The following is a 22,254-nucleotide window of genomic DNA, read 5'->3' as shown; positions in this document are numbered from 1 at the left end:
ATGGCCCTTGTCGGCCAAGACAGCGGTGCGCTTTGTCCATCGCTACACCCCCTCGCGCTGCCTCTTTGTTTTTTGTTCTCGCCCTTCTCCGCCGTGCCTGAATCTGCCCGCCCTGCTCCCCTCCGCCCCGCCCTCTCCGTCACCCGCCGCAGCGCCTTGATCGGCACGGCGGGCCTGCTGGCGCAGCCTGCCCTGGTGGCGCCCCTGCACGCCAAGCCCTTGCCACCCGCGCCCACTGTGTGGCCCCAGGCGCTGCAGGTGCCGGGGGGCGTGGCGCGGCTGTCGCTGGGCCCGGCGGCCACGCGGCCGGTGGCGCAGTTGCGCCAGGGCGAGGTGGATGTGCCGCTGCGCGTGGTGGGCGATGCCATTGAGTGGACGGCCATCGTGGGCATACCGCTGGCGGCAGCGCCCGGCGATGCCTTCATCAGCGTGCTGCCCGAGGGCGGCGGCAGCCCGCGCCTGGTGCACTACAGCGTGGCCCCCAAGCAGTACAAGGAGCAGCACCTCAAGGTATCGCCCCGCACGGTGGACCTGTCGCCCGAGGACCAGGCCCGCTACGAGCGTGAGCGCGACCACCAGGCCCAGGTAATGACCACCTTCACCGAACAGCCCGCGGGCGTGGCGCTGGCATCGCTGCGCATGCGCGTGCCCGTGCCGGGGCGGCGGTCCAGCTCGTTCGGGCTGCGCCGCGTGTTCAACGGCCAGCCGCGCAATCCGCACAGCGGCATGGACATTGCCGCCGCCACCGGCACGCCCATCGTGGCGCCGCTGCCGGGCCGGGTGATTGACGTGGGCGACTACTTCTTCAACGGCGGCACGGTGTGGCTGGACCACGGCCAGGGCCTGCTGACGATGTACTGCCACCTGAGCAGCATGGACGTGCGCGTGGGCGATGTGCTGCAGGCCGGCGACGCGTTCTGCAAGGTGGGCGCCACCGGCCGCGTGACCGGCCCGCACCTGCACTGGGGCGTGATGCTGAACCGCACCATGGTGGACCCGGCGCTGTTCGTGCCGGCCTGATGGTGCCGGGCTTCATTACTATGCATTTGATAGCATCCAGCGCATATTGCACTGGCGCATCCGGCCCTTTTTGCTTGAAACCAACCCCATGACACCGCGCTTGATCCGCTTCAACAAACCCTACGGCGTGCTGAGCCAGTTCACGCCCGAGGGCAAGTGGCAGGGCCTGAAGGACTACATCGACCTGCCCGGCGTGTACGTGGCCGGGCGGCTGGACGCCGACAGCGAAGGGCTGCTGCTGCTGACCAACGACGGCAAGCAACAGGCCCGCATTGCCGACCCGCGCTTCAAGATGGAGAAGACCTACTGGGTGCAGGTGGAGGGCATCCCCAATGAGGCTGCGCTGGCCGCGCTGCGCAGCGGCGTGGTGCTGAATGACGGCCCCACCCTGCCCGCCCGCGCACGGCTGCTGGAGCCCGCACCCCAAGTGTGGGACCGCACCCCACCCATCCGCGAGCGCAAAGCCATCCCCACCACCTGGATCGAACTCATCATCCGCGAAGGCCGCAACCGCCAGGTGCGCCGCATGACGGCCGCCGTGGGCCACCCCACGCTGCGGCTGATCCGCGCAGCCATCGGGCCGTACACGCTGGACGGGCTGGCACCGGGCACCTGGGCGGATTGAGCTGTGAGGCGTGCAGGGCTTAGGCGGCCACTGCCTGCATGCGCAGCGACAGGGCAGAGCCACGCGCACGCAAAAATGCGCGCAAGCCCTCGGCATAGTCCGTGCCCACGGCCTGCTGCACCGAAGGGCGCACCGCCAGCGCCGCACGCCACTGCTGCACCAGCGGCAAGCCTTGCCAAAGCGCCAGGTCATCCATGCCCGGCAAGGTGTCGATGACGTCGAAGTACCGGAACACCGGGCCGAACACCACATCCACCATGCCAAAGTGCAGCCCTGCAAAGTACGGCCCCGGCGCGCTGCGCTGGCCCAGCGCCTCTTCGATCTGCACAAAGCGGCTGCGCAGGTCTTGCGCGCGGGCCTGCACCGCGGCCTCATCGGGCGCGGCGTAGAAGGCGCCGATGGTGTTCAGCACCGCAGAGCCAAACTCCATCCACGCCCGGTGGCGCGCGCGCTGCAGCGGGTCTTGCGGGTGCAGCACGGGCATGGCCACCTCGTCCAGGTATTCGCAGATCACGGCCGACTCAAACAGGCTCTGGCCGCGCACCTGCAAGACCGGAGTCTTGCCCAGCGGCGAGATCGCCAGAAACCAGTCGGGCTTGCGGGCCAGGTCGATGGTGCGGCGCTCAAACGCCAGGCCCTTTTCGTGCAGCACGATGGCCACGCGCTGCACATAGGGGCACAGCGCGTGCGAGACCAGAGTGAGCGCAGCGGGCGCTGTGGTCTGGGCCATCACGACAGCAACCCCTCGGCGCGCAGCGCAGCCTGCACCTGCGGGCGCGCCGCCACGCGTGCCATCCAGGCCTGCAGGTGCGGGTAGGCGGTGAGAGGGATGCCCAGCAGGTTCGACCAGTTGACGATGGTGAAGCCATAGGCATCGGCCACGCTGTAGCGGCCCGCCAGAAAGTCGCTGCGCGACAGCACGGCGTCCATCTCGGCAAAACGCACGGCCAGTTTGGCCTTGACGGCCTGGCGCGTGGAGTCGGCCGTCTCCTTGTGCCACAGCCAGGGGCTGAAGCCCTTGTGCAGTTCGGTGCTGACGAAGGTGAGCCACTCCAGCACGGCCAGCCGCTCGCTGGAGCCGGGCTGTCCGATGAATGCGCGCGCCGGATCCAGGTCGGCCACGTACTGCAGCAACGCCGCTGCTTCGGTGTGGCGCGACTGGTCGGCCAGCTCCAGCAGGGGCACATAGCCGCGCGGGGCAATGTCGAGGTAGTTGGCGCCGGTCTCGGTGGTGTGGCGCACCAGGTCCACCTTGACCAGATCGAACGGAACGCCAACCTCGCGCAGGGCAATGTGGACGGCGAGCGAGCAGGCACCGGGGGCGTAGTAGAGCTTCATGGGAACGGGGCTTTCTGTAAAAACGGTTGGAATATGTCGCTCCTCGGCACCCACGGATACCCATCGGTACACAGCAACGGCCGGCGACAGGCAGAATCTATGCTTGCAACAACGCAAACAAAGCAAGCGACCATGAAATCAACCGTTGCATCAGCGCAATACCAGCTGGGCGCCGCCGAGCTGGAAGTGCTGCTGGCCATGGCGCGCACCGGTACCCTGGCCGCCGCCGGGGAGCGGCTGGGTGTGGACGCGTCCACGGTGTTCCGCGCCATCCAGCGCATTGAGCGGGGGTTGGGCCAGTCGCTGTTCGACCGCTCACGCGCGGGCTATCGCCCGTCGGAACTGGCCCAGGCCCTGGCCGAGCAGGCCGAGCGCGTGGAAGCCGCCCTGGAGGCCGCCCGCTCTGCCGCGCAGGCGCAGCCCGAACAGGTGTCGGGCACGGTGCGCATCTCCACCACCGACACCATCCTGCACGGCCTTATCGCCCCGGCCCTGCAGGTGCTGCAGCCCCGGCACTCTGCCCTCGTGTACGAGCTGCACGCCGGCAACGAGCTGGTGAGCCTGACGCGGCGCGACACCGACATCGCCGTGCGCGCCACCAAGCGCCCGCCGCAACACCTGGTGGGGCGCCAGCTGGGCATGATCCGCTCGGCCTTGTACGCAGGCACCGCCAGCACGCTGGCCTTGTCGGACGTGGAGGCCGGCCGCGCCGCCTGGATTGCGCCCGACGACGCCCTGCCCGACCACCCCTCGGTGCGCTGGCGCAAGAAGCAATACCCCAGGGCCCAGCCCACCTACCGCGTCAACAGCCTGCTCACGGTGATGGAACTGGTGGCCCTGGGCATGGGCGTGGGGGTGTTGCCCCTCTTTCTGGCCCAGGGCCGCAGCGACCTGCGCCCACTCACGGGCTCGCTGGCCGATGGCGAAACCGAGCTGTGGCTGCTGACCCACCCGGAGTCGCGGCACCTGCGGCGCATTGCGACGGTGTACGGGCACCTGGCCGAGACGGTGCAGCTGCCCTGATGCGGCGTGCCTTCCCACGCATGGCGTTGTGGATGCGCCTTGCCGGGCTGCGGCACTGTCTGCGGATTCCCGCCTGTTTGTCCGATGGAATGCCGTTCCACAGGAGACCCGTGGCGGCGACTCTTGCGTCCAGGCCACGCCATGGGAGCAGTGCCTGGCTTTGTGCCCAGCACCCGTGGTGGGGCCCACCGGGCGGGCCTACACATCATCGATAGATATTGTACTAAGACAATTAAAATTTAACTGTACAATTTTCTTTGCATCTGCCGCAACGATAGATGTGAGGAGACCCCATTGCTTGATACCCCCTCTCCCCCAGCCGCGGGCTGGAAGGCCCGCAGCCTGCCCGGTTTCATCCAGCATGCAGGGCCGCTGTGGGCCAAGCGGGAGGAGCACGGCTGGGCGTACGGCTTTGCGGTCGGGCCCCAGCACCTCAACCCAGCGGGGGCGGGCCATGGCGGCGCCCTGATGACCCTGATGGACCATGCACTGAGCGCAGTGGCGTGGGAAGCCTGTGATCGTGCTCCTTGCGTCACGCTGCAGCTGGACTCCCACTTTGTGAGCCCGGTGCGGGCCGGCCAGTTTGTCGAGGCACGGGCCGAAGTGATACAGCGCACCGCCAGCCTGGTCTTCATGCGGGGCGAGTTGCGCGCAGGCGAGAGCCTGGTCCTCACGGCCCATGCCCTCCTGAAGGCCATGAAGCCCTGAGACAAGGCCGGCCTGCCACCCCCCCAATCCCCAGACCGCCCCATTGCGGCCGAAATTTCTTTGTACCCAGACAAGGAGCACGCCTTGGACATTCCAGCCCACCACAGCCTGATGGCATTGTTCGGGGCCCAGCCGCAACGCAGCACTGCGGCCGATGCGGCCGTAAATGGGTTTACGCTTGCGGGTTTGAAGCCCAAGCACACCCACATGGTCACCCGCTCCAAGCCCGCCCCGCAACCTGCAGAAGCCAAGCCCGCGAAGGGCATGCGCGTGCGGCCCGTGCCCGCCGTGACACGTTCCATCGCCATCCTGCGGCTGCTGGGCGAACACAAGCAGCCGCTCACATTGAAGACCGTGGCCGAGGCCCTGCATCTGGTGCCGAGCACCTGCCTGCACATCCTGCGGGTGCTGGTGGCCGAGGACCTGGTCACTCTCGACGCGGGCACCAAACGCTACGCGCTGGGCACCGGCATGATCAGCCTGGCGCGCAGCGTGCTGGAGGGCGGCGGCTTCACGCAGCTCGTGCAGCCGGTGCTCGACCGTCTGGCCGCGCAGTTTGGCGTGACGGCCATGGGCGTGGAGATCACTGCGCGGCAAACGGTGATGGTGCTGGCGCTGTCACGCTCCAGCCAGCCGTTTCGCGTGCACACCGACGTGGGCAGCCAGTTCGACACGCTGGTCAGCGCCACGGGGCGGCTGATTGCCGCCTACAGCGGTGAACCCTGGCCCGTGCTGAAAGAGAAATTTGCCCACGTGGTGTGGGACAAGGCCCCCACGTACACCACCTGGAAGAAGGAGGTCGAGCTGACGCGGTCCCGGGGCTGGAGCCTGGACCGAGACAACTTCATGGCGGGCATCACCGTGGTGGCCGTGCCGGTGTTTGCCCCGGGGGGGCGGCTGGTGCATACGCTGGTGGTGGTGGGGCTCAGCAGCCAGATGGGCGCTGCGGTGGTGCAGCAACTGGCCCAGGTGATGCAGCGGGAGGCGGCCGAGCTGTCACGCCTGCAGGGAGGGAGCTGAACCATGCAAGAGCCCCGCACTGCCGTGCCGCAGACCCTGCTCAAAACCATGACCATGCCCGCCCACATCGACGCCAGCGGCCAGGTACCCACGGGCTGGCTGCTGGCCCAGATGGACCTGGCTGGCGCCGTGCTGCCCGGCCAGCATTTTGCGGCGCCGGTGGCCCTGGTGGGTCTGTCCGATGTGGTACTGCTGGCCCGACCCCGGCTGGGGCAATGTGTCACGTTCACGGGCCATCTGCTGTCCTGCAGCGACCAGGATGCCAGTGTTGCCATCGAGGCCTGGAGCGAGGAGCGTGGCCAGACCGGGACCACCCCGCTGATGCGTGCCCGGCTGCGCTATGCACCTGCCACCATCGAAGTGCCGGGGAATCTGTTCCCCGGCACGTTCCAAACGGGCTCTTGAAGGGCCGGGCCTTCAGTCCGCGCGGATACCGGCCGCCTTGATGATGGGCGCCCAGCGCTGCCGCTCCTTCTTGGCGAAGACCCCCAGGTACGCAGCGCTTCCCCCTGCGGGCTCAAATCCCAGATCCAGCAAACGCTGGCGCACCTCGGGCTTGGCCAGCACCTTGTTGACCGCCGCATTGAGCACCCGGGTGATTTCGGCCGGCGTGCCCTTGGGGGCGTAGAGTGCATTCCAGGCAACGAACTCGAAGCCGGGATACCCTTGTTCGGCCACGGGCTTGACCCCCGGCACCAGGCTGCTGGGTGTGGCCGAAGTGACGCCGATGGCACGCAGCTTGCCGGCCGCCAGGTGGGGGCGCAGTGCCAGCGGGGTGTCGATCGTCACCGCGAGCTGACCACCGAGCACATCGGTCATGGCGCTGCCCGAGCCCTTGTACGGGATACCAAAAAGCGGGGCCCCCGAGCGCTCTTTCAAGAATTCGAGCACCAGGCGCGCCGAGGTACTGGGCATGGCGATGTCGCTGGACCCGGGCGTGCGTTTGACGGCATCCAGCACGTCGCCGACCGCACGGTACGGGGTGGCGGCGCCCGCAGCGAGCACCATCGGAAAGGTGCCCACCATGGCGATGGGCTCGAAGTCCTTCTCCGGGTCGAACGGCATCTTGGCATAGAGGTACTGGTTCAGGACATGGGTCGCATTGGTCCCCATGGTCAGGGTGTAGCCGTCCCCGGCAGCCTGTGCCGCCAGCTCGGTCCCCAGAATACCGCCGGCGCCGGCCTTGTTCTCCACGACAAAGGGCTGGCCCAGCTCTCGGGAGAGCTGCTCGCCCAGCAGCCGGGTCGCCACATCGGTGCCCTGGCCGGCGGCGTAGGCCACGATGACCCTGATGGGTTTGATGGGGTAAGGGGGCTGCGGGGCCTGTGCATGGGTCGCCGCAGCGGTCGCAATCAAACCGGCAGCAGTCATGATGGCAGCGATGGTTCGCATGCTTGTCTCCTATCTTTTTTGTGATCTGCAAATCAGAGCGGGCGAGTGCGGGCAATACCCCGGCTGTACAAGTCGCGCCTCTGGGCGTCATTGAATCCGAGATCGGCCAGTACCTCGTCGGCATGCTGGCTGAAGTCCGGTGGCGGAGCCCCTGGCAGGGCCGGGGTGCCGTACAGCCGCGCCGGGCCGCGCAGCGCCGTGAACGGGCCCTGCCGAATCACCATCTGGCGGTGTGCGCAGTGCGCCTGGGCCAGCGCCTGCGGTACATCGTTCACCACCCCGGCAGGCACGCCCACACGCATCAGCGCCTCGCACAGCGGCTCGCAGTCTGCGGTGGCAATGGCGGCCTCGATGAGGTCCTTGAGCGCCTGGCGGTGCTCGATGCGGTCGGCGTTGGTGTGAAACCTCGGGTCGTCCGGCAGACCGGGGCACCCGATGTGCAGGCCGAACCGGCGGAACTGGCCATCGTTCAGGATGCCGATGAACACATGGCCGTCGCGCGCCCTGAACTTGTCATAAGGCGCGATGTTGGGGTGCGCGCTGCCCAGCAAGCCCGGTGTCTTCTTGGACGCAAACCAGTTCGACGCATGGGGCAGCAGCAGGCTCAGCGCCGTGTCGTACAGGGTGGCCTCCACCCGCTGCCCCGCGCCGCTTTGGTGCCGGCTGCACAGGGCCATGAGGATGCCCGTGAGTGCCACATAACCCGTGAGGTGGTCCACGATGGGGATACCCATGCGCGTGGCACCCGTGGCCGATTCGCCGTTGATGCTCATCAGCCCGCACTGCGCCTGCAACACCGCGTCGTAGCCCGGCAGCCCGCCCAGCGGCCCGTCGCGACCAAAGCCCGAGATGGCGCAGTAGATGAGGCGCGGGTAGCGCTGGGCCAGCACGTCTTCGTAGCCCAGGCCCCATTTCTCCATGGTGCCGGGCAGGAAGTTCTCCACCAGCACATCGGCGTCCTGCAGCAGGCGGTGCAGCACCTCCTGTGCATCGCTCTGGCTCAGGTCCAGGCTGATGGCCTTTTTGCCCCGGTTGAGCGCGGCAAAGTACGCGGAGTGCCCCATCTCGTCGTATGGCGGCCCCAGGTGCCGCGTCTCGTCGCCACCAGGCGGTTCGATCTTGACCACCTGGGCGCCGTTGTCAGCGAGCATCTGGGTGCAAAGGGGGCCTGCGAGCACGCGGGTGAGGTCCACCACCCGCAGGCCCTCCAGCGCCGTGGCGCTGAAGCTAGTCATGCTGATCTTCACCCGCGGCTGGGCAACACCACCACGCCACCGCCGAGCACCGACAGCTCGCCGTCCTGGTTGTGCGCCTCCTGTTCGATCTCGACCAGGTGCTGGCCGTTCTCCACGAACTTGCGGGTGACCTTGCCTTTGATGAACAGCATGTCGCCCTCGGGATTGTGGCGGCGGATCTTGCAACTGGCCTTGTGCAGAAAGCCCGTGTCGCCCATCCAGTTAGTGAGGTGGTGCGTGAGCCATGAGGTGCGCTCCGGGCCGTAGTCGTAAGCACCTGGTGCGCCCACTTCCAGCGCAAAGTCTTCCTCCCAGTGCACGCGCTCTGGCACGTCAGGGATGCCGAAGCGGTTCTTGATGCCTACGCCGGGGTGCGCGTCGATCAGCTTCCACGCCAGCTTGTTGGCGCGGATGTACAGACCGCCCCAGCCCTGCGCATAGGCGATGAAGCCGGTCACGGTCATCGGCCCCTTGAACATGGTGGGCAGCTGGTCGCCCACGTTCACGTCCTCCCAGTAACGAGGCACTGCGCCACGCACTTCCTCGTTGCGGTAGAGCTTGTAGGCCTCGTTCAGCTCTTCGTCCGTGTACTGGCGGGGACCGCGTTCGCGTACGTTGAGGTATTTGCTGCCCTGCTCTCGCGCATGGTCGCGCTCGGTGCGAAAGCACCAGCTGTCGGCCTCGGCCACCTTGTCGCCCTCCTGGTTGAAGAAGTCCACATGGTAGATCTGCTGGATGGCGCGGCCGGCAAAACGGGTCTGGTGCTCGATCAGGTCCTTGAGCGAGGCTTCGGTGGAGATCACGTCGTTGCGGCGGATGGGCTTGTGCCAGGTCCAGTCCGCGCCCGACCACATGGCGTGCACGCCCGGAAGCCCGCCCACATAGCCCGACACGATGCGGCTGGTGGCAAACAGAAAGCTCGGCAGGGCCACGATGCCGCCATAGTGACTCTTGGCCGCATAGTCCGGGTCGCACCACAGCGGGTTGTCGTCGCCAATGCCGTGCGCGTAGTGGCGGATGTTGTCGCGCGTGGCCTCGTGGCACCAGGGCTCGGCCGTCTGGCCGATCTTGATGCCGATGCGCTCGCGCAATTCTTCAAGGCCGCTGTCGGTGATTTTGGGAAAGCTGCGCTGCTGGCTGCTGGACATGGTGAAGTCTCCTTGGTAGTGGATGAGGGGAACCGAGAAAGAGGGATGCAAAAAGCAGGGAGGGAGAACGAAATGGGTCAGGCGCAGGCCACTGCCTCGCGCTCGCGCAGCACCTTGCGGTGCACCTTGCCGGCGGGGGTTTTGGGCAGCTCTGCCACGAACGCGATGTGGCGCGGGTATTCGTGCTGGCTGAGCTTGGTCTTGACGAGGCTCTGTACCTCTTCGACAAAGCCCTCGCTGCGCTCGCGGCCTGACACGATGAAGGCCTTGACGACCTGGCCGCGCAGTGCATCGGGCACACCGATCACGGCGGCTTCGAGCACGTCTTCGTGCATGAGGATCACGTTCTCGATCTCCACCGCACTCATGGTCCAGCCGGCGGAAATGATCACGTCGTCAGCGCGGCCACCATGGAAGAAGTAGCCGTCTTCGTCGGTGCGACCCAGGTCCTTGGTGGGTATCCACTGGCCTCGGCGGAGCACCATGAGCTGCCCCGTCGTGCCGGGCGGGCAGATGTTGCCGTGGGCGTCATGCACCTCGACCCGCGTGCCCGGCACGGCCTTGCCCAGCGAGCCGCGCTTGACCGGGAAGTCGCTCGCCCCCGGGTAGCTCACCAGCACCACGCCGATCTCGGTGGTGCCATACATACTGCACACCGGCAGGCCAAAGCGCTCGTGCACAAAGTCGGCCGTGTCGTCGTCGATGGGCTCGCCAGTGAACGACAGCTTGGTGAAGTGGTAGCGGTAGTCGCTCGCCTTGCCGCAGTTCTTCATCATGCGGTAGTGCGTGGCTGCGGCCGACATGTTGGTGAACTGGTGGACTGACAGCGCTTGCAGCAGCCGCTCGGCATTGAACCGGCCGCTGTAGCTGCCGATGGTCAGGCCCAGCGCCAGCGGTGCCAGCGTGCCGTGCCACAGGCCATGCCCCCAGGCGGGCGACGAAGGGCACATGAAGCGGTCGCCAGGGCGCAAGCCCGTGCCGTACAGCGCGGCCACCATCAGCGTGACCAGGGCCTTGTGGGTGTGCTTGACGGCCTCGGGCAACTCGCGGGTGGTGCCGGAGGTGTATTGAAAAACCGCCAGGTCATCGGGCTGCGAACTGACCGTGTAGGTGGACGGCAGCGCCTCCAGTTGGCGCCACAGGGCTTCGTCAAACACCTCGAACGGCGTGGTGGCGAGACCTGCCACCACTTCGCGTTTTTCTTCGTTGGTGACCAGCAGGCTGGGCTTGCAGTCGCCCACCCGCAGGCGCACACCATCGGGGCCAAACAGGGTGAACAGCGGCACGGCAATCGCACCCCGCTTGATCACACCGAACATGGCGGTATAGAAGGCCCGCGAGGGCTCCAGCATGATCGCCACGCGGTCGCCGCGCCGCACGCCCTTGCGCTCCAGAAAGTGCGCAAACCGGGCGGAATCCCGCGAGAGTTCGTCAAAGGTGATGGTCTCGTCCACGCCGTCTGCACGGCAGACGATCACGGCATCGCGGCCTGCGCCGGCATGGCGGTCCACGCACTCATGGGCAATGTTGAAAGCGCTCCGGTTTCCATCAAACAGATCCCACAAACGCTCAGGCGCGAAGTGGGTCTGGGCATCGGCGTAGCTGGTGTATTCGGTCAGTCGTTTCATGGCTGCATGGGCTCTGTGTGGCGGTGCATGCAGTCTCAATTTTTCGGCAATTATTGTCAAATACGACTATTAATTGTCTAAGTACAATTTTTAAAATTACGCATGAACGACCCACACATCGCTATTCGCGCACTCGCGTGCTCGCGCGACCGAAGGGCTCCACAGCGTTGAAATCCGCATCCAACGCCGACGCGGTGCACCATTGCTGCCAGTACGCTGTCACCAGCGCCCGGCACATTCCCAGGTTCCCATCACGACCCGAAGAAGAGCGCATGACCACACAGTTCTACGGAGCCTCCAGCCTGGACGGCTTCCTCGCCACGCCCGACCATGACCTCGGCTGGCTGCTGCAGTTTGGCGAGATCGAGGGCTCCAGTTACCCCGCTTTCATCCGCGACGTGGGCGCGCTGGCCATGGGATCGCACACCTACGAATGGATGCTGAAACACGCCATCGATGCGGGCCAACCCTGGCCGTACACGCAACCGACCTGGGTGTTCAGCTCGCGCACGCTGCGCGGCATTGCCGGCGCCGATGTGCGGTTTGTGCATGGCGATGTGCATCCCGTGCACCAGGCCATGGTGCATGCAGCAGCGGGACGCAACGTGTGGGTGGTGGGTGGGGGTGACCTGGTCGGGCAGTTTTACGATGCAGGTCTGCTGGACGAGCTGATCGTGCAGATCGCGCCCGTCACACTGGGCGCGGGCACGCCGCTGTTTCCGCGCCGCGTGGTGCAGCCGCCGCTGCAGCTGCAGTCGGTGACCACGCTGGGTGGGGTGTTTGCGGAGTTGCGCTACAGGGTCTGCCGTTGAGCACGGCTACTGCGCGCGTGTCACACGCAGACAGGCCCTGCTGGCCCGCCGCGTCATGCCAGCGGTACCACCTTGCTCACAGGGTGCGATAGCACCAAGGATGTAGACACGCTGCCAAACGCCGCCAGGGCATCCACCACGCGCTCCAGGTCCGCAGGCTGTCCAAATGCGCAGCGCACCACAAAGCAATCCTCGCCCGTCACGCGCACGGCGTCCAGCACCTCCGGCATGGTCTGAAACAGCTGCACATAGCGCTGGATGTGTTCATGCGTGGTGCGCACCCGCACCACAGCCTGCAAGCCCAGGCCAGCAGCAGCCAGGTCGATGCGGGCCTGGTAGCCCACGATCACTCCCGCGTCTTCGAGTTTTTTTACGCGCTCGCTCATCGCAGGCTGCGACAGACCGATCTGCTTGCCCAACGCAGACAGGCTCTGGCGAGCGTCGACCTGCAGCGCCATGAGGATCTGTCGGTCTTTTTTGTCCAGCTCCACGGTGCAATGCTCCCTCTGCGATGACTTCAAGGTTTGGAGGGCCACTTTCCGATGATGCCCCCTGCCCAGCCACAGGCGCGGCACCTATCTTTGGCAAGCAGTGACACCACTGCTTTTTTGACCCCAAGGAATTTGACGATGAGACCTGTTTTGCTTGTTCCCGGCATCTACAACTCCGGCCCCAGCCATTGGCAATCATTGTGGCAAACCCAGCACGCAGGCGTCGCGCGCGTGGAGCAGGACGATTGGGCGCACCCCCAATGCGAGGCCTGGGTGCAGGCCATTGACGCGGCCATCCACGCCGCAAGCCAGCCCCCGATCGTGGTGGCCCACAGCCTGGGTTGCCTCGCGCTGGCGCGGTGGGCCGCCGGCTCGTCGGCCGCCGTGCATGCCCTGCTGCTGGTGGCCGTGCCCGACCCTGATGGCCCCCACTTTCCAACGGATGCCAAAGGCTTCGCCCCGGTGCCTGCCGCACTGACCGCACCGGGTCAGCCCGCGCGCCAGACCGTGCTGGTGAGCAGCAGCGACGATCCGTATTCCACACCGTCCTTCTCGGCGCACTGCGCAACCGCCTGGGGTGCTCAGCAGGTGGACCTGGGAGCCAAAGGGCACATCAATGCCGACAGCAATCTGGGCGACTGGGCAGAAGGATGGGCCTGGGTACAACGCTGGCGCGCCGCCTGATGACGGGGATGCGACGAGCGAAGAAGCCGGCGACGCCCCTGGCGCTCAGTCCGCCAGGGCCTGGTCGATGACCAGGTAGCGTTTGACCAGGTCAAAAAAGCTGTCGTAGAAGGTGTCTTTGGCGATGGTCTCGCTGCCCACCTTGACCAGCGACTCGCTGCTGGACGAAAACGGCAGCGACACCGAGCCAATGGCGCCCACGCCCACGCTGGCCGAGTTGTTGGTCTTGCGCAATGCGTAGGTGTCCTGCGTGGCGGTGACAAAGCCCAGGCTGACCTTGCCGTCGTTGGCCTCGGGCACACACACCACACGCACCACCATCTGCAGGTGCGATTCGGGCTCGGGCTGGAAGCTCTTCTTGCCCTCGACCAGATCGGCCGAGCTGGACGAGATGACGTAGCCCTGGCTGAGCAGCGCGCGGCGCGAGGCCTCGCAGGTCTGGGCCGGGGTGGCATCAAACAGGCGCGAATAGGTGGCAACCGAGCCAAAGCTCTCCTGCACGCCAAACGTCTTGACCCCCGTGCTGGTGCAGCCTGCCATGACCAAGGTCGCGCCACAGGCCAGGGCCACGGCGGCGGCGCGCAAAAGCGCGGTTAGGGGGGCATGGAATTCTGTGGACCAGGGGAAACGCAAAACCGGGACTCCTTGGGTGGTGGGTGGCTAGTGCCGACGATAACAAGCGCTAAGCAAACGCGAAACGAGCGCATTGGACAATGCACCCCATTGTCACAGCGCCTGGGGTGTCTGACGGCAGTAACCGCTCCCGGTTCCCCACATTCTTCATGCCGTGCACACGTGGGTGTGGTAACACCTTGAAGCAAAACAGCCCGGCGTTGTGCCGGGTGCCAGGAACGGGTTCTCAGCAGCGACAACGCGCCTCGTGCCAGCCCCTGTGCCTGCCTGCCACCGCACTCCTGCAGATCGCAACGCTATACTATTCATAGCTATCAAGGCATGCTGCTGTAGCACATCCGGCCCCAATGAGCCCATTGCTGCAAAAGCATCGCCGCCACCGCCTGCCTACCCACCATCAAGCCCCCTGTGCCCCTCGCCGCCTCCCTGCTTTGCCTGGTCGTCGCCATCAGCGACGGCGACACCCTCACCGCCCGCTGCGGCACGCCCGGCGCCTACCAGCAGGTGAAGGTGCGCATCGCCGCCATCGACGCACCTGAATCGCGCCAGGCGTTTGGCCAGAAGTCGCGCCAGCATCTGGCCCAGCTGTGCTTTCGCCAGCGTGCCACGCTGCAGCCGGTGGATGAAGACAGCTACGGGCGCATGGTGGCGCAGGTGCGCTGCGGGGGCACCGATGTCGCCACGGCGCAGGTGCGCGCGGGCATGGCCTGGGTCTACACGCCATACGCCAGCGGCTACCCACACCTGGCGCCCCTGCAGCGCTCCGCACAGGCGCAGCATGCGGGCCTGTGGTCCCAAAAGCGGCCCTTGGCGCCCTGGGACTACCGGCACCGGCAGCGCCGTTGACTCCATCGGCGACCAGTCCCTCAGGGCGCCCGCAGCAAGGCTTTACCAGTGCTTGACAGCAGCCCCGCGCCACAAACGCTAGCATCTGGCCTCCCGCCTTTTGGGGGCATCGCCGCATCGGGCGAACGCCCCACCCGCTGACCCCACCCATGCCCACCCCCGAGCCCATCACCCCGAGCGCCGCTGTTGCCGCGCCCGCCGAACCTGCCAACGTCTACCGCCATGCCGGCTTTGTTTCCTTCCTGATCGCCCGCGTGGTGGCCGTGGTCGCCACCCAGGTGCAGGCTGTGGTGGTGGCCTGGCAGGTGTACGACCTGACCCGGCAGCCGCTGGCGCTGGCCTATGTGGGCCTGGCGCAGTTTCTGCCCATGCTGGCCCTGCTGCTGCCGGCGGGCGACCTGATCGACCGCTTTGACCGCAAGCGCATCCTGGCACTGGCCTGGTCGGTGGGCGGCGTGTGCAGCGCCTTGCTCTGGTGGCTGTCTGGCCACGGCAGCAGCGGCGTGGCGGGCATTTATGCCGTGCTGGTGCTGTATGGCTGCGCCCGCGCGTTCTCGGGCCCGGCCATGCAAAGCCTGTTGCCGCAGATCGTGCCGCGTGCGCAACTGGCCCAGGCCATCGCCGCCAACAGCATGCTGATGCGCGTGGCCAGCATTGGCGGGCCGCTGCTGGGCGGGCTGCTGTACGCGCTGGGCGGGGGCGAGCTGACCTATGCCATTTGCTGCGCCTGCTTTGTACTGGGCGTGGCACTGCTGCTGCGCGTGGTGGTGGCCCACGCCACGGCGCCCGGCCCTGCGCAGGGCACGATGCTGGAGCGCTTTGGCGCGGGCATCACCTTCATCCGCACCCGGCCCATCATTCTGGGCACCATCTCGCTGGACCTGTTTGCCGTGCTGCTGGGTGGCGTGGTGGCGCTGCTGCCCATCTACGCGCAAGAGGTGCTGCACGTAGGCCCTGCTGGCCTGGGCGCGCTGCGCAGTGCCATGGCGGTGGGCGAGGTCAGCGCCGGGCTGTACCTGAGCATGCGGCCCTTCAACCGCCATGTGGGCCGCACCATGTTCATCGCCGTAGCGGTATTTGGCGTGGCCAACCTGGTGTTTGCGCTGTCCACGCTGTTCTGGCTGTCTTTCGCGGCGCTGCTGGTGGCCGGGGCAGCCGACATGGTGAGCGTGTACATCCGCGGCGCGCTGGTGCAGTTCTCCACGCCCGACTCCATGCGCGGGCGGGTGAACGCGGTGAACATGCTGTTCATCGGCTCGTCCAACGAACTGGGCGAGTTCCGCGCAGGTACGAGCGCTGCGTGGCTGGGCGTGGTGCCTGCCGCCATCGTGGGCGGACTGTGCACCCTGGGGGTGGTGGGTGGCTGGATGCTGGCGTTCCAAACCCTGCGCAAGGTGGACCGTTTTGAAGAGGCCGCACAGGCCACGGGCGCGGCACCTTCGCCGTAAAACGCCTCCTGCTGGGGCGCTTTGGGAAACCCCTCGATACATCCTCGTCCGCGTTTGTATCGCGCAGGTAAAACCCGCTGCGCCGCCTTGCACCCGGTGGATCGCAGCGGCACCATGCAGGTAGCCATTGGTTGGCAGCCAGCGAGGCACCATGACCCCCAACTCCCTTCCGCCCCTCCACCGCCGCACCCTGCTGCTGGGCATGGCGGCTTATGCAGCCTTTGGCGCCGTGTCATCGACCCAGGCTGCGCCCCCTGCATCGCCCAACCCCGTAGGCCCAGGCGGCTGGGCGTCCACCGACGAACCCACACAGGCCCACCTGCTCGACCGCGTGACCTGGGGCTGCACCGGTCAGGGCGTGCAAGCACTGGGCGGCTTGGGCATCAGTGCCTACCTGGCAAGCCAGCTGCGCCCGGGTGCCAACGCACCGCTGCCGCGCGAGGCCCAGGCGCAGATCGACGCCATGGCCATCTCACGCACCCCCATCGAGGCGCTGGCGGCCGACATGGAAGCCCGCCACCGCGCCGCCAAGGCCCTGCCTACCGAAGACGAGCGCAAGGCCGCACTCAAGACCTGGCAGCAGGACATGCGTGCCCTGCAGCAGGAGGCGGCCGCCCGTTTTGTGCTGCGCGCGCTCTATTCGCCCACCCAGTTGCGCGAGAAGATGACCTGGTTCTGGATGAACCACTTCAACGTGTTTGCCGGCAAGGGCAACCTGCGCGCTCTCGTGGGTGACTACGAAGAGCGCGCGATACGCCCCCACGCGCTGGGCCGCTTTCGCGACCTGCTGGGCGCCACCGTACGCCACCCGGCCATGCTGCGCTACCTGGACAACGCGCAGAACGCCGCAGGCCGCATCAACGAGAACTACGCGCGCGAGCTGATGGAGTTGCACACGCTGGGCGTGGACGGCGGCTACAGCCAGCAGGACGTGCAGGAGCTGGCCCGCGTGCTGACCGGCGTGGGCGTGTCGCAGCGGCCGCCAGGCGACGAGCCCCCACGCATGAAGCCCGCGCTGCGCCGCCACTACGTGCGCGACGGCCTGTTCGAGTTCAACCCCCAGCGGCATGACTGGGAGCCCAAGACGCTGCTCGGCCAGCCGCTACGCGCCGAAGGCCTGGCCGAAGTGGACGAAGCGCTGGACCGCCTGGCCCGCGCGCCCGCCACCGCACGCTTCATCACGCGCAAGATCGCGCTTTTTTTGGTGGGAGACAACCCGCCCCCCGCGCTGCTGCAGACCCTGGCCCGCAGCTTTGAACGCACCGACGGCGACATTGCAGCGGTGCTGGAAACGCTGTTCAACACGCCAGAATTCCGCGCATCCCTCGGCCAGCGGTTTCGGGGCCCGGTGCACTATGCGCTGGCGGGCCTGCGCCTGGCCCATGGCGACGCTGTGCTGCCCAGCACCGACCCTGCACTGGCGTGGCTGCAACGGCTGGCCGAGCCTTTGTATGGCCGTGTCACGCCCGATGGCTACCCGCTCGACTCTGCGTCGTGGTCGGGCTCTGGGCAGATGAGCACGCGCTTTGAGATGGCGCGGGCCCTGGGGGCGGGCGCTCTCGCAGCCCCGCCAGCGAACGATGACGCAGCACCACGCGCCGCGCCGCGCATGCCGCCCGCCCTGGCGCAGACGGCCTACGTGCGCGCCATGGAGCCCACCTGGTCCCCTGCCACACGCAACGCACTGGCGCAGGCCACCTCGCCGCGCGAATGGAACCTGCTGTTCCTCGCGTCCCCCGAGTTCATGCACGGATGAAACAAGATGGAGTACATCCCCCTGAGTCGCTTCGCGCCTTACCCCTTCTCTCGAATGGCTTCGCCCTTCGGGAAGGGGGACGCAGCCCGTGCGGCGGGGCGGCCCTTGCACGGCTGCCACGGCTTTGACCGCGCACGCGCCTGCGCAGCAGCCGATGATGCGTTCGGGCGCGATTGAAAGGACAGCCCCATGCTTTGTAGACGACACCTTCTCCAGGCCCTGGGCGCCAGCGCACTCGGTGCTGGCCTGGGCGTGCACAGCGCCAGCGTGCTCGCCACACCCCGCGCGCAGGACACGCGCTTTCTGCTGGTGTTCTTGCGCGGTGGCTACGACTGCGCCAGCCTGCTGGTGCCTACGGCCAGCAGCTACTACTACGAGACGCGGCCCAACATCGCCATCGCCCGGCCGGGGCAGGAAGGCGGCGCCCTGCCGCTCACGCCCGACTGGGGCCTGCACCCGGCACTGGCTGAATCGATGCTGCCGCTGTACCAGCAGCGCCAGCTCGCGTTTGTGCCGTTTGCGGGCACGGACGACCTCTCGCGCAGCCACTTCGACACGCAGGACAGCATCGAGCTGGGCCAGCCCCTGGGCGGGCGGCGCGACTACCGATCGGGCTTTCTGAACCGGCTGGTGGCCGAGCTGAACCCGCGCGCCGACAGCGCTGGGGCGGCGCTGCAGCCCATGGCATTCACCAGCACCCTGCCCCTGGTGCTGCGCGGGGCGGTGGACGTGCCCAACACCGCGCTGAGCGCAGGCGCCGGGCGGGGCGGCGTGGATGCGCGGCAGGCCGAACTCATCGCCTCCATGTACCGGGGCACAGCGCTGGCCACGCCGGTGAACGAAGGCTTTGCCACCCGCGACGAAGTGGCCCGCACCATGCAGGGCGAGATGGAGGCCGCCAGCCGCAATGCGCTGAGTACCAAGGGATTCGAGGGCACCGCCCGGCGCATGGCACGGCTGATGCAGTCGCGCTACCAGATCGGCTTTGTGGACGTGGGCGGCTGGGACACGCATGTGGGCCAGGGTGCCGCCACCGGTGCGCTGGCCAACCGCCTGGAGGAACTGGGCCGGGGCCTCGCAGGCTTTGCCGACGAGATGGACCCGGCGTGGAAGTCCACCGTGGTGGTGGTCATCAGCGAGTTTGGCCGCACCTTCCGCGAGAACGGCAACCGGGGCACAGACCACGGCCACGGCACGGTGTTCTGGGTGCTGGGTGGCGGGGTGAATGGTGGCCGCATCGCGGGCGAACAGCAGGCGCTGACCGCCACCACGCTGTTCCAGAACCGCGACTACCCCGTGCTCAACGACTACCGCAGTGTGCTGGGCGGGTTGTTCGCGCGGATGTACGGGCTGAACGCCACGGCCGTGGCGCGGGTGTTTCCGGGGAGCAAGGGCGCGGACCTGCGGCTGGTCTAGCCGCGCTCGCGCTCCACGCCGTTCACTATATTTTTGATAGCTACTCAGGCATGCAGTTGTAGCGCTTCAGGCGACTTTCGCTCCAAATCACCCCAGCACTACGCGTTGAAGGTGCCTGTCAACAGCTCTGGCAGGCGCTCCACCTTCATCTTGAAGCCGCAGGCCTGCGCGTGGCCGCCGCCGCCCATGCTTTCGGCCAGCGCGATGCAGTCAAAGTTGCGCTGCGAGCGCAGCCCCACCTTCACGCCCTTTTCGCCCGCGCTCCACATCAGCGCAAAGGTGCCCGTCTTGGCCGACAGGATGTCGCCCACCAGGCTGTGGAACATGCCGGGGGCGTTGACCATGAGGCCGGTGATGCCGTTGAACACCAGTGGCTGCGCGCCTTCGGCAAGGTCGGCGCAGAGCTTGCGGTATTTCTGGTCCATGGCCTCGCCGCGCACCATGAACTGTTGGAGCTGCTCGGGCGTAAAGTCGGCAATCTCGCGCCAGCGTGCAAAGCCTTGTTCTTCCATGTCCAGGGCCGACAGGAAGGCGGCGCTCTCGGCAAACTCCCACTTCCAGATGTCGCGGTCTTCCACGTACTTCAGCAGCGCGGGGATGGGTGCATGGGGGTGAAAGAACTCCCACGCCAGCCGCGCACCCGACTTGTTCATGTCAAAGTGCACCACACCGCAGCGGCAGGCAAAGCCGGTGAGCTTTTCGGCCGCGCTCTTGTGGTGGTCCAGCATGACCAGCTTGGCGGCGCGCTCGTCGATGGCGGCCATCACCTCGTTGGCAAACGAGAAGTCGAGGATGTACACCGCGCGGCCCTGCAGGGGCGGCAGGTCGTCCACGGTCTTGACATCGCCGTGGTCCAGCCCCACGTATTCAGCCTGGTCGCCGTAGTACAGCCATGCGGCCAGCGCCGCGCCAAAGCCATCGGGGCAATTGCGCCCGTGGTAGAGGATCAGCGGCACAGGGTCGTTCTTGTCGGGGGCAACCAGCAGTTGCAGGGGGAGTATGGTTTTCTTCGTCATGACCCCCGATTGTCGCCGGGGCGTTGTGCCGCAGCGAGCACAAACTGTGCGGCCAAAACACCTCTCGGGAACCAAGCCCGCTCCCCGCGCCTCCACCCCATTCGCCCAGCCTGCCGAAAAAAGTGATGTTCCAAGCCCTCAAAGACCTGTTTGACAGCCTCGCCCCACTCGCGCCGTCCTCGTCGCCCGCCGAACGCGCGCAGGCTGTGCCTCTGGCGGCCGCCGTGCTGCTGGTGGAGGTGGTGCGGGCCGAGTCGGCCGTGGGCCATGCAGAGCGCAGCATCATGGTGAACGCGCTGCGCCACCAATTTGCATGGAGTGACGATGAGCTGCAGAACCTGCTGGACCAAGCCATCGCCACCTCCCGGACGGCCTACGACTACCAGCGCTTCACCAGCCAGCTGAACGAGCAGTTCACGCAGGCCGAGAAGATCCGGCTGGTTGAAGCCATGTGGCAGGTGGCCTACGCGGACACACACCCGGACGAAAACGAGATGCATACCATCAGCAAGGTAGCGGGTCTGCTGCACGTGACGCATGGCGAGTACATCGGCGCCAAGATGCGGGCGAAGGAAACAAGCCCCCACTGAGACGCTTCGCGCCCTCGCCCCGAGGGGGACGCCGCCCGTGCGGCGGGGCGGTCCTTGCACGGCGGCCTTTGGCCTGGGCGGCGCGGGCTCTACCGATGTGCCCACACTTCACGTCTATACCGGCAACCAACGCCACCAGAATGGCTTGCGATTTTCCTTGGCACCCTGGGCCTGCAGCAAGTCGATGAACTCGGTGCGCCGGTAGCGGCGCGCGGCCTCCAGCGGGGTCATGTCGTCAAAGTCGGACCGCAACATCGGGTCTGCCCCCTGGGCCAACAGGTAGCGCGCGATGGCGTCGTGGCCGTGGATGAGGCTGGCCACCAAGGGAGTGCACAGGATCTCGGGGTGCTGGTAGTTGGGGTTCACGCCCGCGCTGATGTGGTGGCGCACCAGCCCCAAGTCGCCCGCCACGGCGGCGGCGTACATGTCTTTCCAGTCTCCGGCGGACATACCTGGGCTCCCTTTCGGCGGTTGAGATGTGCCAGTCTAGGCACAGCGCAGTGCGGCACAATCCGCGCCTTCCCTTACCCTCCCCGGCCTCTGCCCGCGGCTACGATTTCCTTCATGCACCCTCCCCTGCACATCCTCTGGCGCGACGAGCACCTGGTGGCCGTCTACAAGCCTGCGGGCTGGCTGGTGCACCGCACGGGGCTGGATGCGGGCGAGACGCGGTTTGTGATGCAGACCCTGCGCGACCAGCTGGGCCAGCATGTGTTCCCGGTGCACCGGCTCGACAAGGGCACCTGCGGCGTGCTGGTGATGGCGTTGCACAGCGATGCGGCGCGGGCACTGTCGCAAGCCTTTGAACACGGCGCCACGCACAAGCGTTACCTGGCGATGGTGCGCGGCTGGGCGCCCGAGGCCATCGAGGTGGACCATGCCTTGAAGCCCGACGATGCGCCCGCGGACGCCGCCGTGCAGGATGCCCACACGCGCTTTCGGCGGCTGGCGCAGCTCACATTGCCCGAGGCCAGCGATGCGCGTTTTGCCACCACCCGTGCCTCGCTGGTCGAGGCCCTCCCCACCACCGGGCGACGCCACCAGATCCGCCGCCATCTCAAGCACCTGGCACACCCCATCATCGGCGACGCCACGCATGGCAAGGGCCCGCTCAACCGCTGGTGGGCCGAGCGGCTGGGCCAGCAGCGGCTGTGGCTGCATGCCTGGCAGCTCACGGTGCCCCACCCGATGTCGGGAGTTGCGACGACGTTCGACAGCGGGCTGCGCTGGCCTGGGCCTGCGGACTGGGGCGGCGGGCACCTCCCAGCCGAAGATTCCGCTGCGCCGCCCTGCGCCGACTGGCTGCGCCTGTTGGCGCGGCTGCCCTGGCAAGAGACACCTGCCCCGGCCCCGTAACGCGGGCGACACGGCGACGGCATACCCGTCGAAATAATGGGCACTCCAAAAAATAGCAGGAGACACCGC

The 22,254-nt window shown here is 67.1% G+C and carries 24 protein-coding genes; 14 read left to right on the top strand and 10 right to left on the bottom strand.

The features are described from left to right. Positions 1-93: 93 nt before the first annotated feature. Positions 94-1,020, top strand: coding sequence for a M23 family metallopeptidase (locus C8C99_RS04195; protein WP_082576790.1), 927 nt, complete (start codon positions 94-96; stop codon positions 1,018-1,020). A gap of 88 nt (positions 1,021-1,108) precedes the next feature. Further along, complete coding sequence (locus C8C99_RS04190; protein ID WP_056640312.1) at positions 1,109-1,645, top strand: pseudouridine synthase; 537 nt, start codon at positions 1,109-1,111, stop codon at positions 1,643-1,645. A gap of 19 nt (positions 1,646-1,664) precedes the next feature. On the opposite strand, the gene C8C99_RS04185 is transcribed toward C8C99_RS04190, so the two are convergent. Next, complete coding sequence (locus C8C99_RS04185) at positions 1,665-2,375, bottom strand: glutathione S-transferase family protein (RefSeq protein ID WP_056640317.1); 711 nt, start codon at positions 2,373-2,375, stop codon at positions 1,665-1,667. Beyond that, positions 2,375-2,983 carry a glutathione transferase GstA gene (gene gstA, locus C8C99_RS04180; RefSeq protein ID WP_108625044.1) on the bottom strand — a complete coding sequence of 203 codons (609 nt, stop codon included), beginning with the start codon at positions 2,981-2,983 and terminating at the stop codon, positions 2,375-2,377. Before gstA ends, C8C99_RS04185 begins: the two co-directional genes overlap by 1 nt. A gap of 132 nt (positions 2,984-3,115) precedes the next feature. On the opposite strand from gstA, the gene C8C99_RS04175 reads away from it, so the two are divergent. From C8C99_RS04175 to C8C99_RS04160, 4 genes are all read left to right on the top strand, one after another. Further along, positions 3,116-4,006 (top strand): LysR family transcriptional regulator, encoded by an 891-nt coding sequence (locus tag C8C99_RS04175; protein WP_108625043.1) that lies wholly within the window; start codon positions 3,116-3,118, stop codon positions 4,004-4,006. Between the two features lie 294 nt (positions 4,007-4,300). After that, the gene (locus C8C99_RS04170; RefSeq protein ID WP_108625042.1) at positions 4,301-4,714 is read left to right on the top strand and encodes a PaaI family thioesterase; all 414 of its coding nucleotides are present in this window, start codon (positions 4,301-4,303) and stop codon (positions 4,712-4,714) included. Positions 4,715-4,798: 84 nt separating this feature from the next. Further along, positions 4,799-5,734, top strand: coding sequence for an IclR family transcriptional regulator (locus C8C99_RS04165; protein WP_369867040.1), 936 nt, complete (start codon positions 4,799-4,801; stop codon positions 5,732-5,734). 3 nt (positions 5,735-5,737) lie between these two features. Then, positions 5,738-6,139, top strand: a complete 402-nt coding sequence (locus C8C99_RS04160; protein WP_108625041.1) for a hypothetical protein — start codon at positions 5,738-5,740, stop codon at positions 6,137-6,139. Positions 6,140-6,151: 12 nt separating this feature from the next. Here the strand turns inward: C8C99_RS04160 and C8C99_RS04155 are convergent, their stop codons facing one another. The 4 genes from C8C99_RS04155 to C8C99_RS04140 all read right to left on the bottom strand — a co-directional run bounded on the left by C8C99_RS04155 (position 6,152) and on the right by C8C99_RS04140 (position 11,137). Next, a complete protein-coding gene (locus C8C99_RS04155; protein ID WP_056640330.1) occupies positions 6,152-7,126 on the bottom strand; it encodes a tripartite tricarboxylate transporter substrate binding protein in 975 nt (324 codons plus the stop codon). Between the two features lie 32 nt (positions 7,127-7,158). Beyond that, positions 7,159-8,361: a CaiB/BaiF CoA-transferase family protein gene (locus C8C99_RS04150; RefSeq protein ID WP_108627036.1), complete on the bottom strand. Its 1,203-nt coding sequence runs from the start codon at positions 8,359-8,361 to the stop codon at positions 7,159-7,161. Positions 8,362-8,369: 8 nt separating this feature from the next. Next, entirely contained in the window at positions 8,370-9,509 is a 1,140-nt protein-coding gene (locus tag C8C99_RS04145) for a MaoC family dehydratase N-terminal domain-containing protein (RefSeq protein ID WP_108625040.1), read from the bottom strand. A gap of 77 nt (positions 9,510-9,586) precedes the next feature. Continuing rightward, positions 9,587-11,137, bottom strand: a complete 1,551-nt coding sequence (locus C8C99_RS04140) for an acyl-CoA synthetase (protein ID WP_108625039.1) — start codon at positions 11,135-11,137, stop codon at positions 9,587-9,589. 272 nt (positions 11,138-11,409) lie between these two features. Between C8C99_RS04140 and C8C99_RS04135 the strand changes: the two genes are divergently transcribed. Then, the gene (locus tag C8C99_RS04135; protein ID WP_108625038.1) at positions 11,410-11,949 is read left to right on the top strand and encodes a dihydrofolate reductase family protein; all 540 of its coding nucleotides are present in this window, start codon (positions 11,410-11,412) and stop codon (positions 11,947-11,949) included. Between the two features lie 53 nt (positions 11,950-12,002). On the opposite strand, the gene C8C99_RS04130 is transcribed toward C8C99_RS04135, so the two are convergent. Then, a complete protein-coding gene (locus C8C99_RS04130) occupies positions 12,003-12,440 on the bottom strand; it encodes an Lrp/AsnC family transcriptional regulator (protein ID WP_108625037.1) in 438 nt (145 codons plus the stop codon). 138 nt (positions 12,441-12,578) lie between these two features. Between C8C99_RS04130 and C8C99_RS04125 the strand changes: the two genes are divergently transcribed. After that, entirely contained in the window at positions 12,579-13,124 is a 546-nt protein-coding gene (locus tag C8C99_RS04125; RefSeq protein WP_108625036.1) for an alpha/beta hydrolase, read from the top strand. Positions 13,125-13,169: 45 nt separating this feature from the next. On the opposite strand, the gene C8C99_RS04120 is transcribed toward C8C99_RS04125, so the two are convergent. Beyond that, positions 13,170-13,664 (bottom strand): DUF2242 domain-containing protein, encoded by a 495-nt coding sequence (locus C8C99_RS04120; protein ID WP_056640425.1) that lies wholly within the window; start codon positions 13,662-13,664, stop codon positions 13,170-13,172. Positions 13,665-14,165: 501 nt separating this feature from the next. Here C8C99_RS04120 and C8C99_RS04115 point away from each other — a divergent pair. The 4 genes from C8C99_RS04115 to C8C99_RS04100 all read left to right on the top strand — a co-directional run bounded on the left by C8C99_RS04115 (position 14,166) and on the right by C8C99_RS04100 (position 19,223). Then, positions 14,166-14,603, top strand: coding sequence for a thermonuclease family protein (locus tag C8C99_RS04115; RefSeq protein ID WP_108625034.1), 438 nt, complete (start codon positions 14,166-14,168; stop codon positions 14,601-14,603). Positions 14,604-14,752: 149 nt separating this feature from the next. Beyond that, complete coding sequence (locus C8C99_RS04110) at positions 14,753-16,051, top strand: MFS transporter (protein ID WP_108625033.1); 1,299 nt, start codon at positions 14,753-14,755, stop codon at positions 16,049-16,051. Positions 16,052-16,202: 151 nt separating this feature from the next. Beyond that, positions 16,203-17,807, top strand: coding sequence for a DUF1800 domain-containing protein (locus C8C99_RS04105; RefSeq protein ID WP_108625032.1), 1,605 nt, complete (start codon positions 16,203-16,205; stop codon positions 17,805-17,807). 189 nt (positions 17,808-17,996) lie between these two features. Continuing rightward, positions 17,997-19,223 carry a DUF1501 domain-containing protein gene (locus C8C99_RS04100; protein ID WP_108625031.1) on the top strand — a complete coding sequence of 409 codons (1,227 nt, stop codon included), beginning with the start codon at positions 17,997-17,999 and terminating at the stop codon, positions 19,221-19,223. Positions 19,224-19,321: 98 nt separating this feature from the next. Here C8C99_RS04100 and C8C99_RS04095 read toward each other — a convergent pair whose 3' ends face one another. Then, positions 19,322-20,239, bottom strand: coding sequence for a DHH family phosphoesterase (locus C8C99_RS04095; protein ID WP_108625030.1), 918 nt, complete (start codon positions 20,237-20,239; stop codon positions 19,322-19,324). Between the two features lie 125 nt (positions 20,240-20,364). Here C8C99_RS04095 and C8C99_RS04090 point away from each other — a divergent pair, with 125 nt between their 5' ends. After that, the gene (locus C8C99_RS04090; RefSeq protein WP_108625029.1) at positions 20,365-20,829 is read left to right on the top strand and encodes a TerB family tellurite resistance protein; all 465 of its coding nucleotides are present in this window, start codon (positions 20,365-20,367) and stop codon (positions 20,827-20,829) included. 114 nt (positions 20,830-20,943) lie between these two features. Here C8C99_RS04090 and C8C99_RS04085 read toward each other — a convergent pair whose 3' ends face one another. Further along, positions 20,944-21,279, bottom strand: coding sequence for an ankyrin repeat domain-containing protein (locus tag C8C99_RS04085; RefSeq protein ID WP_108625028.1), 336 nt, complete (start codon positions 21,277-21,279; stop codon positions 20,944-20,946). A 114-nt stretch (positions 21,280-21,393) separates the two neighbouring features. Here C8C99_RS04085 and C8C99_RS04080 point away from each other — a divergent pair, with 114 nt between their 5' ends. Beyond that, the gene (locus C8C99_RS04080; protein ID WP_199226316.1) at positions 21,394-22,185 is read left to right on the top strand and encodes a pseudouridine synthase; all 792 of its coding nucleotides are present in this window, start codon (positions 21,394-21,396) and stop codon (positions 22,183-22,185) included. Positions 22,186-22,254 lie beyond the last annotated feature (69 nt).

The organism is Acidovorax sp. 107 (assembly GCF_003058055.1).
Taxonomy (GTDB): Bacteria; Pseudomonadota; Gammaproteobacteria; order Burkholderiales; family Burkholderiaceae_C; genus Acidovorax.
The sequence above is the reverse complement of the archived record's forward strand: the minus strand, read 5'-3'. Positions and strand labels throughout refer to the sequence as shown.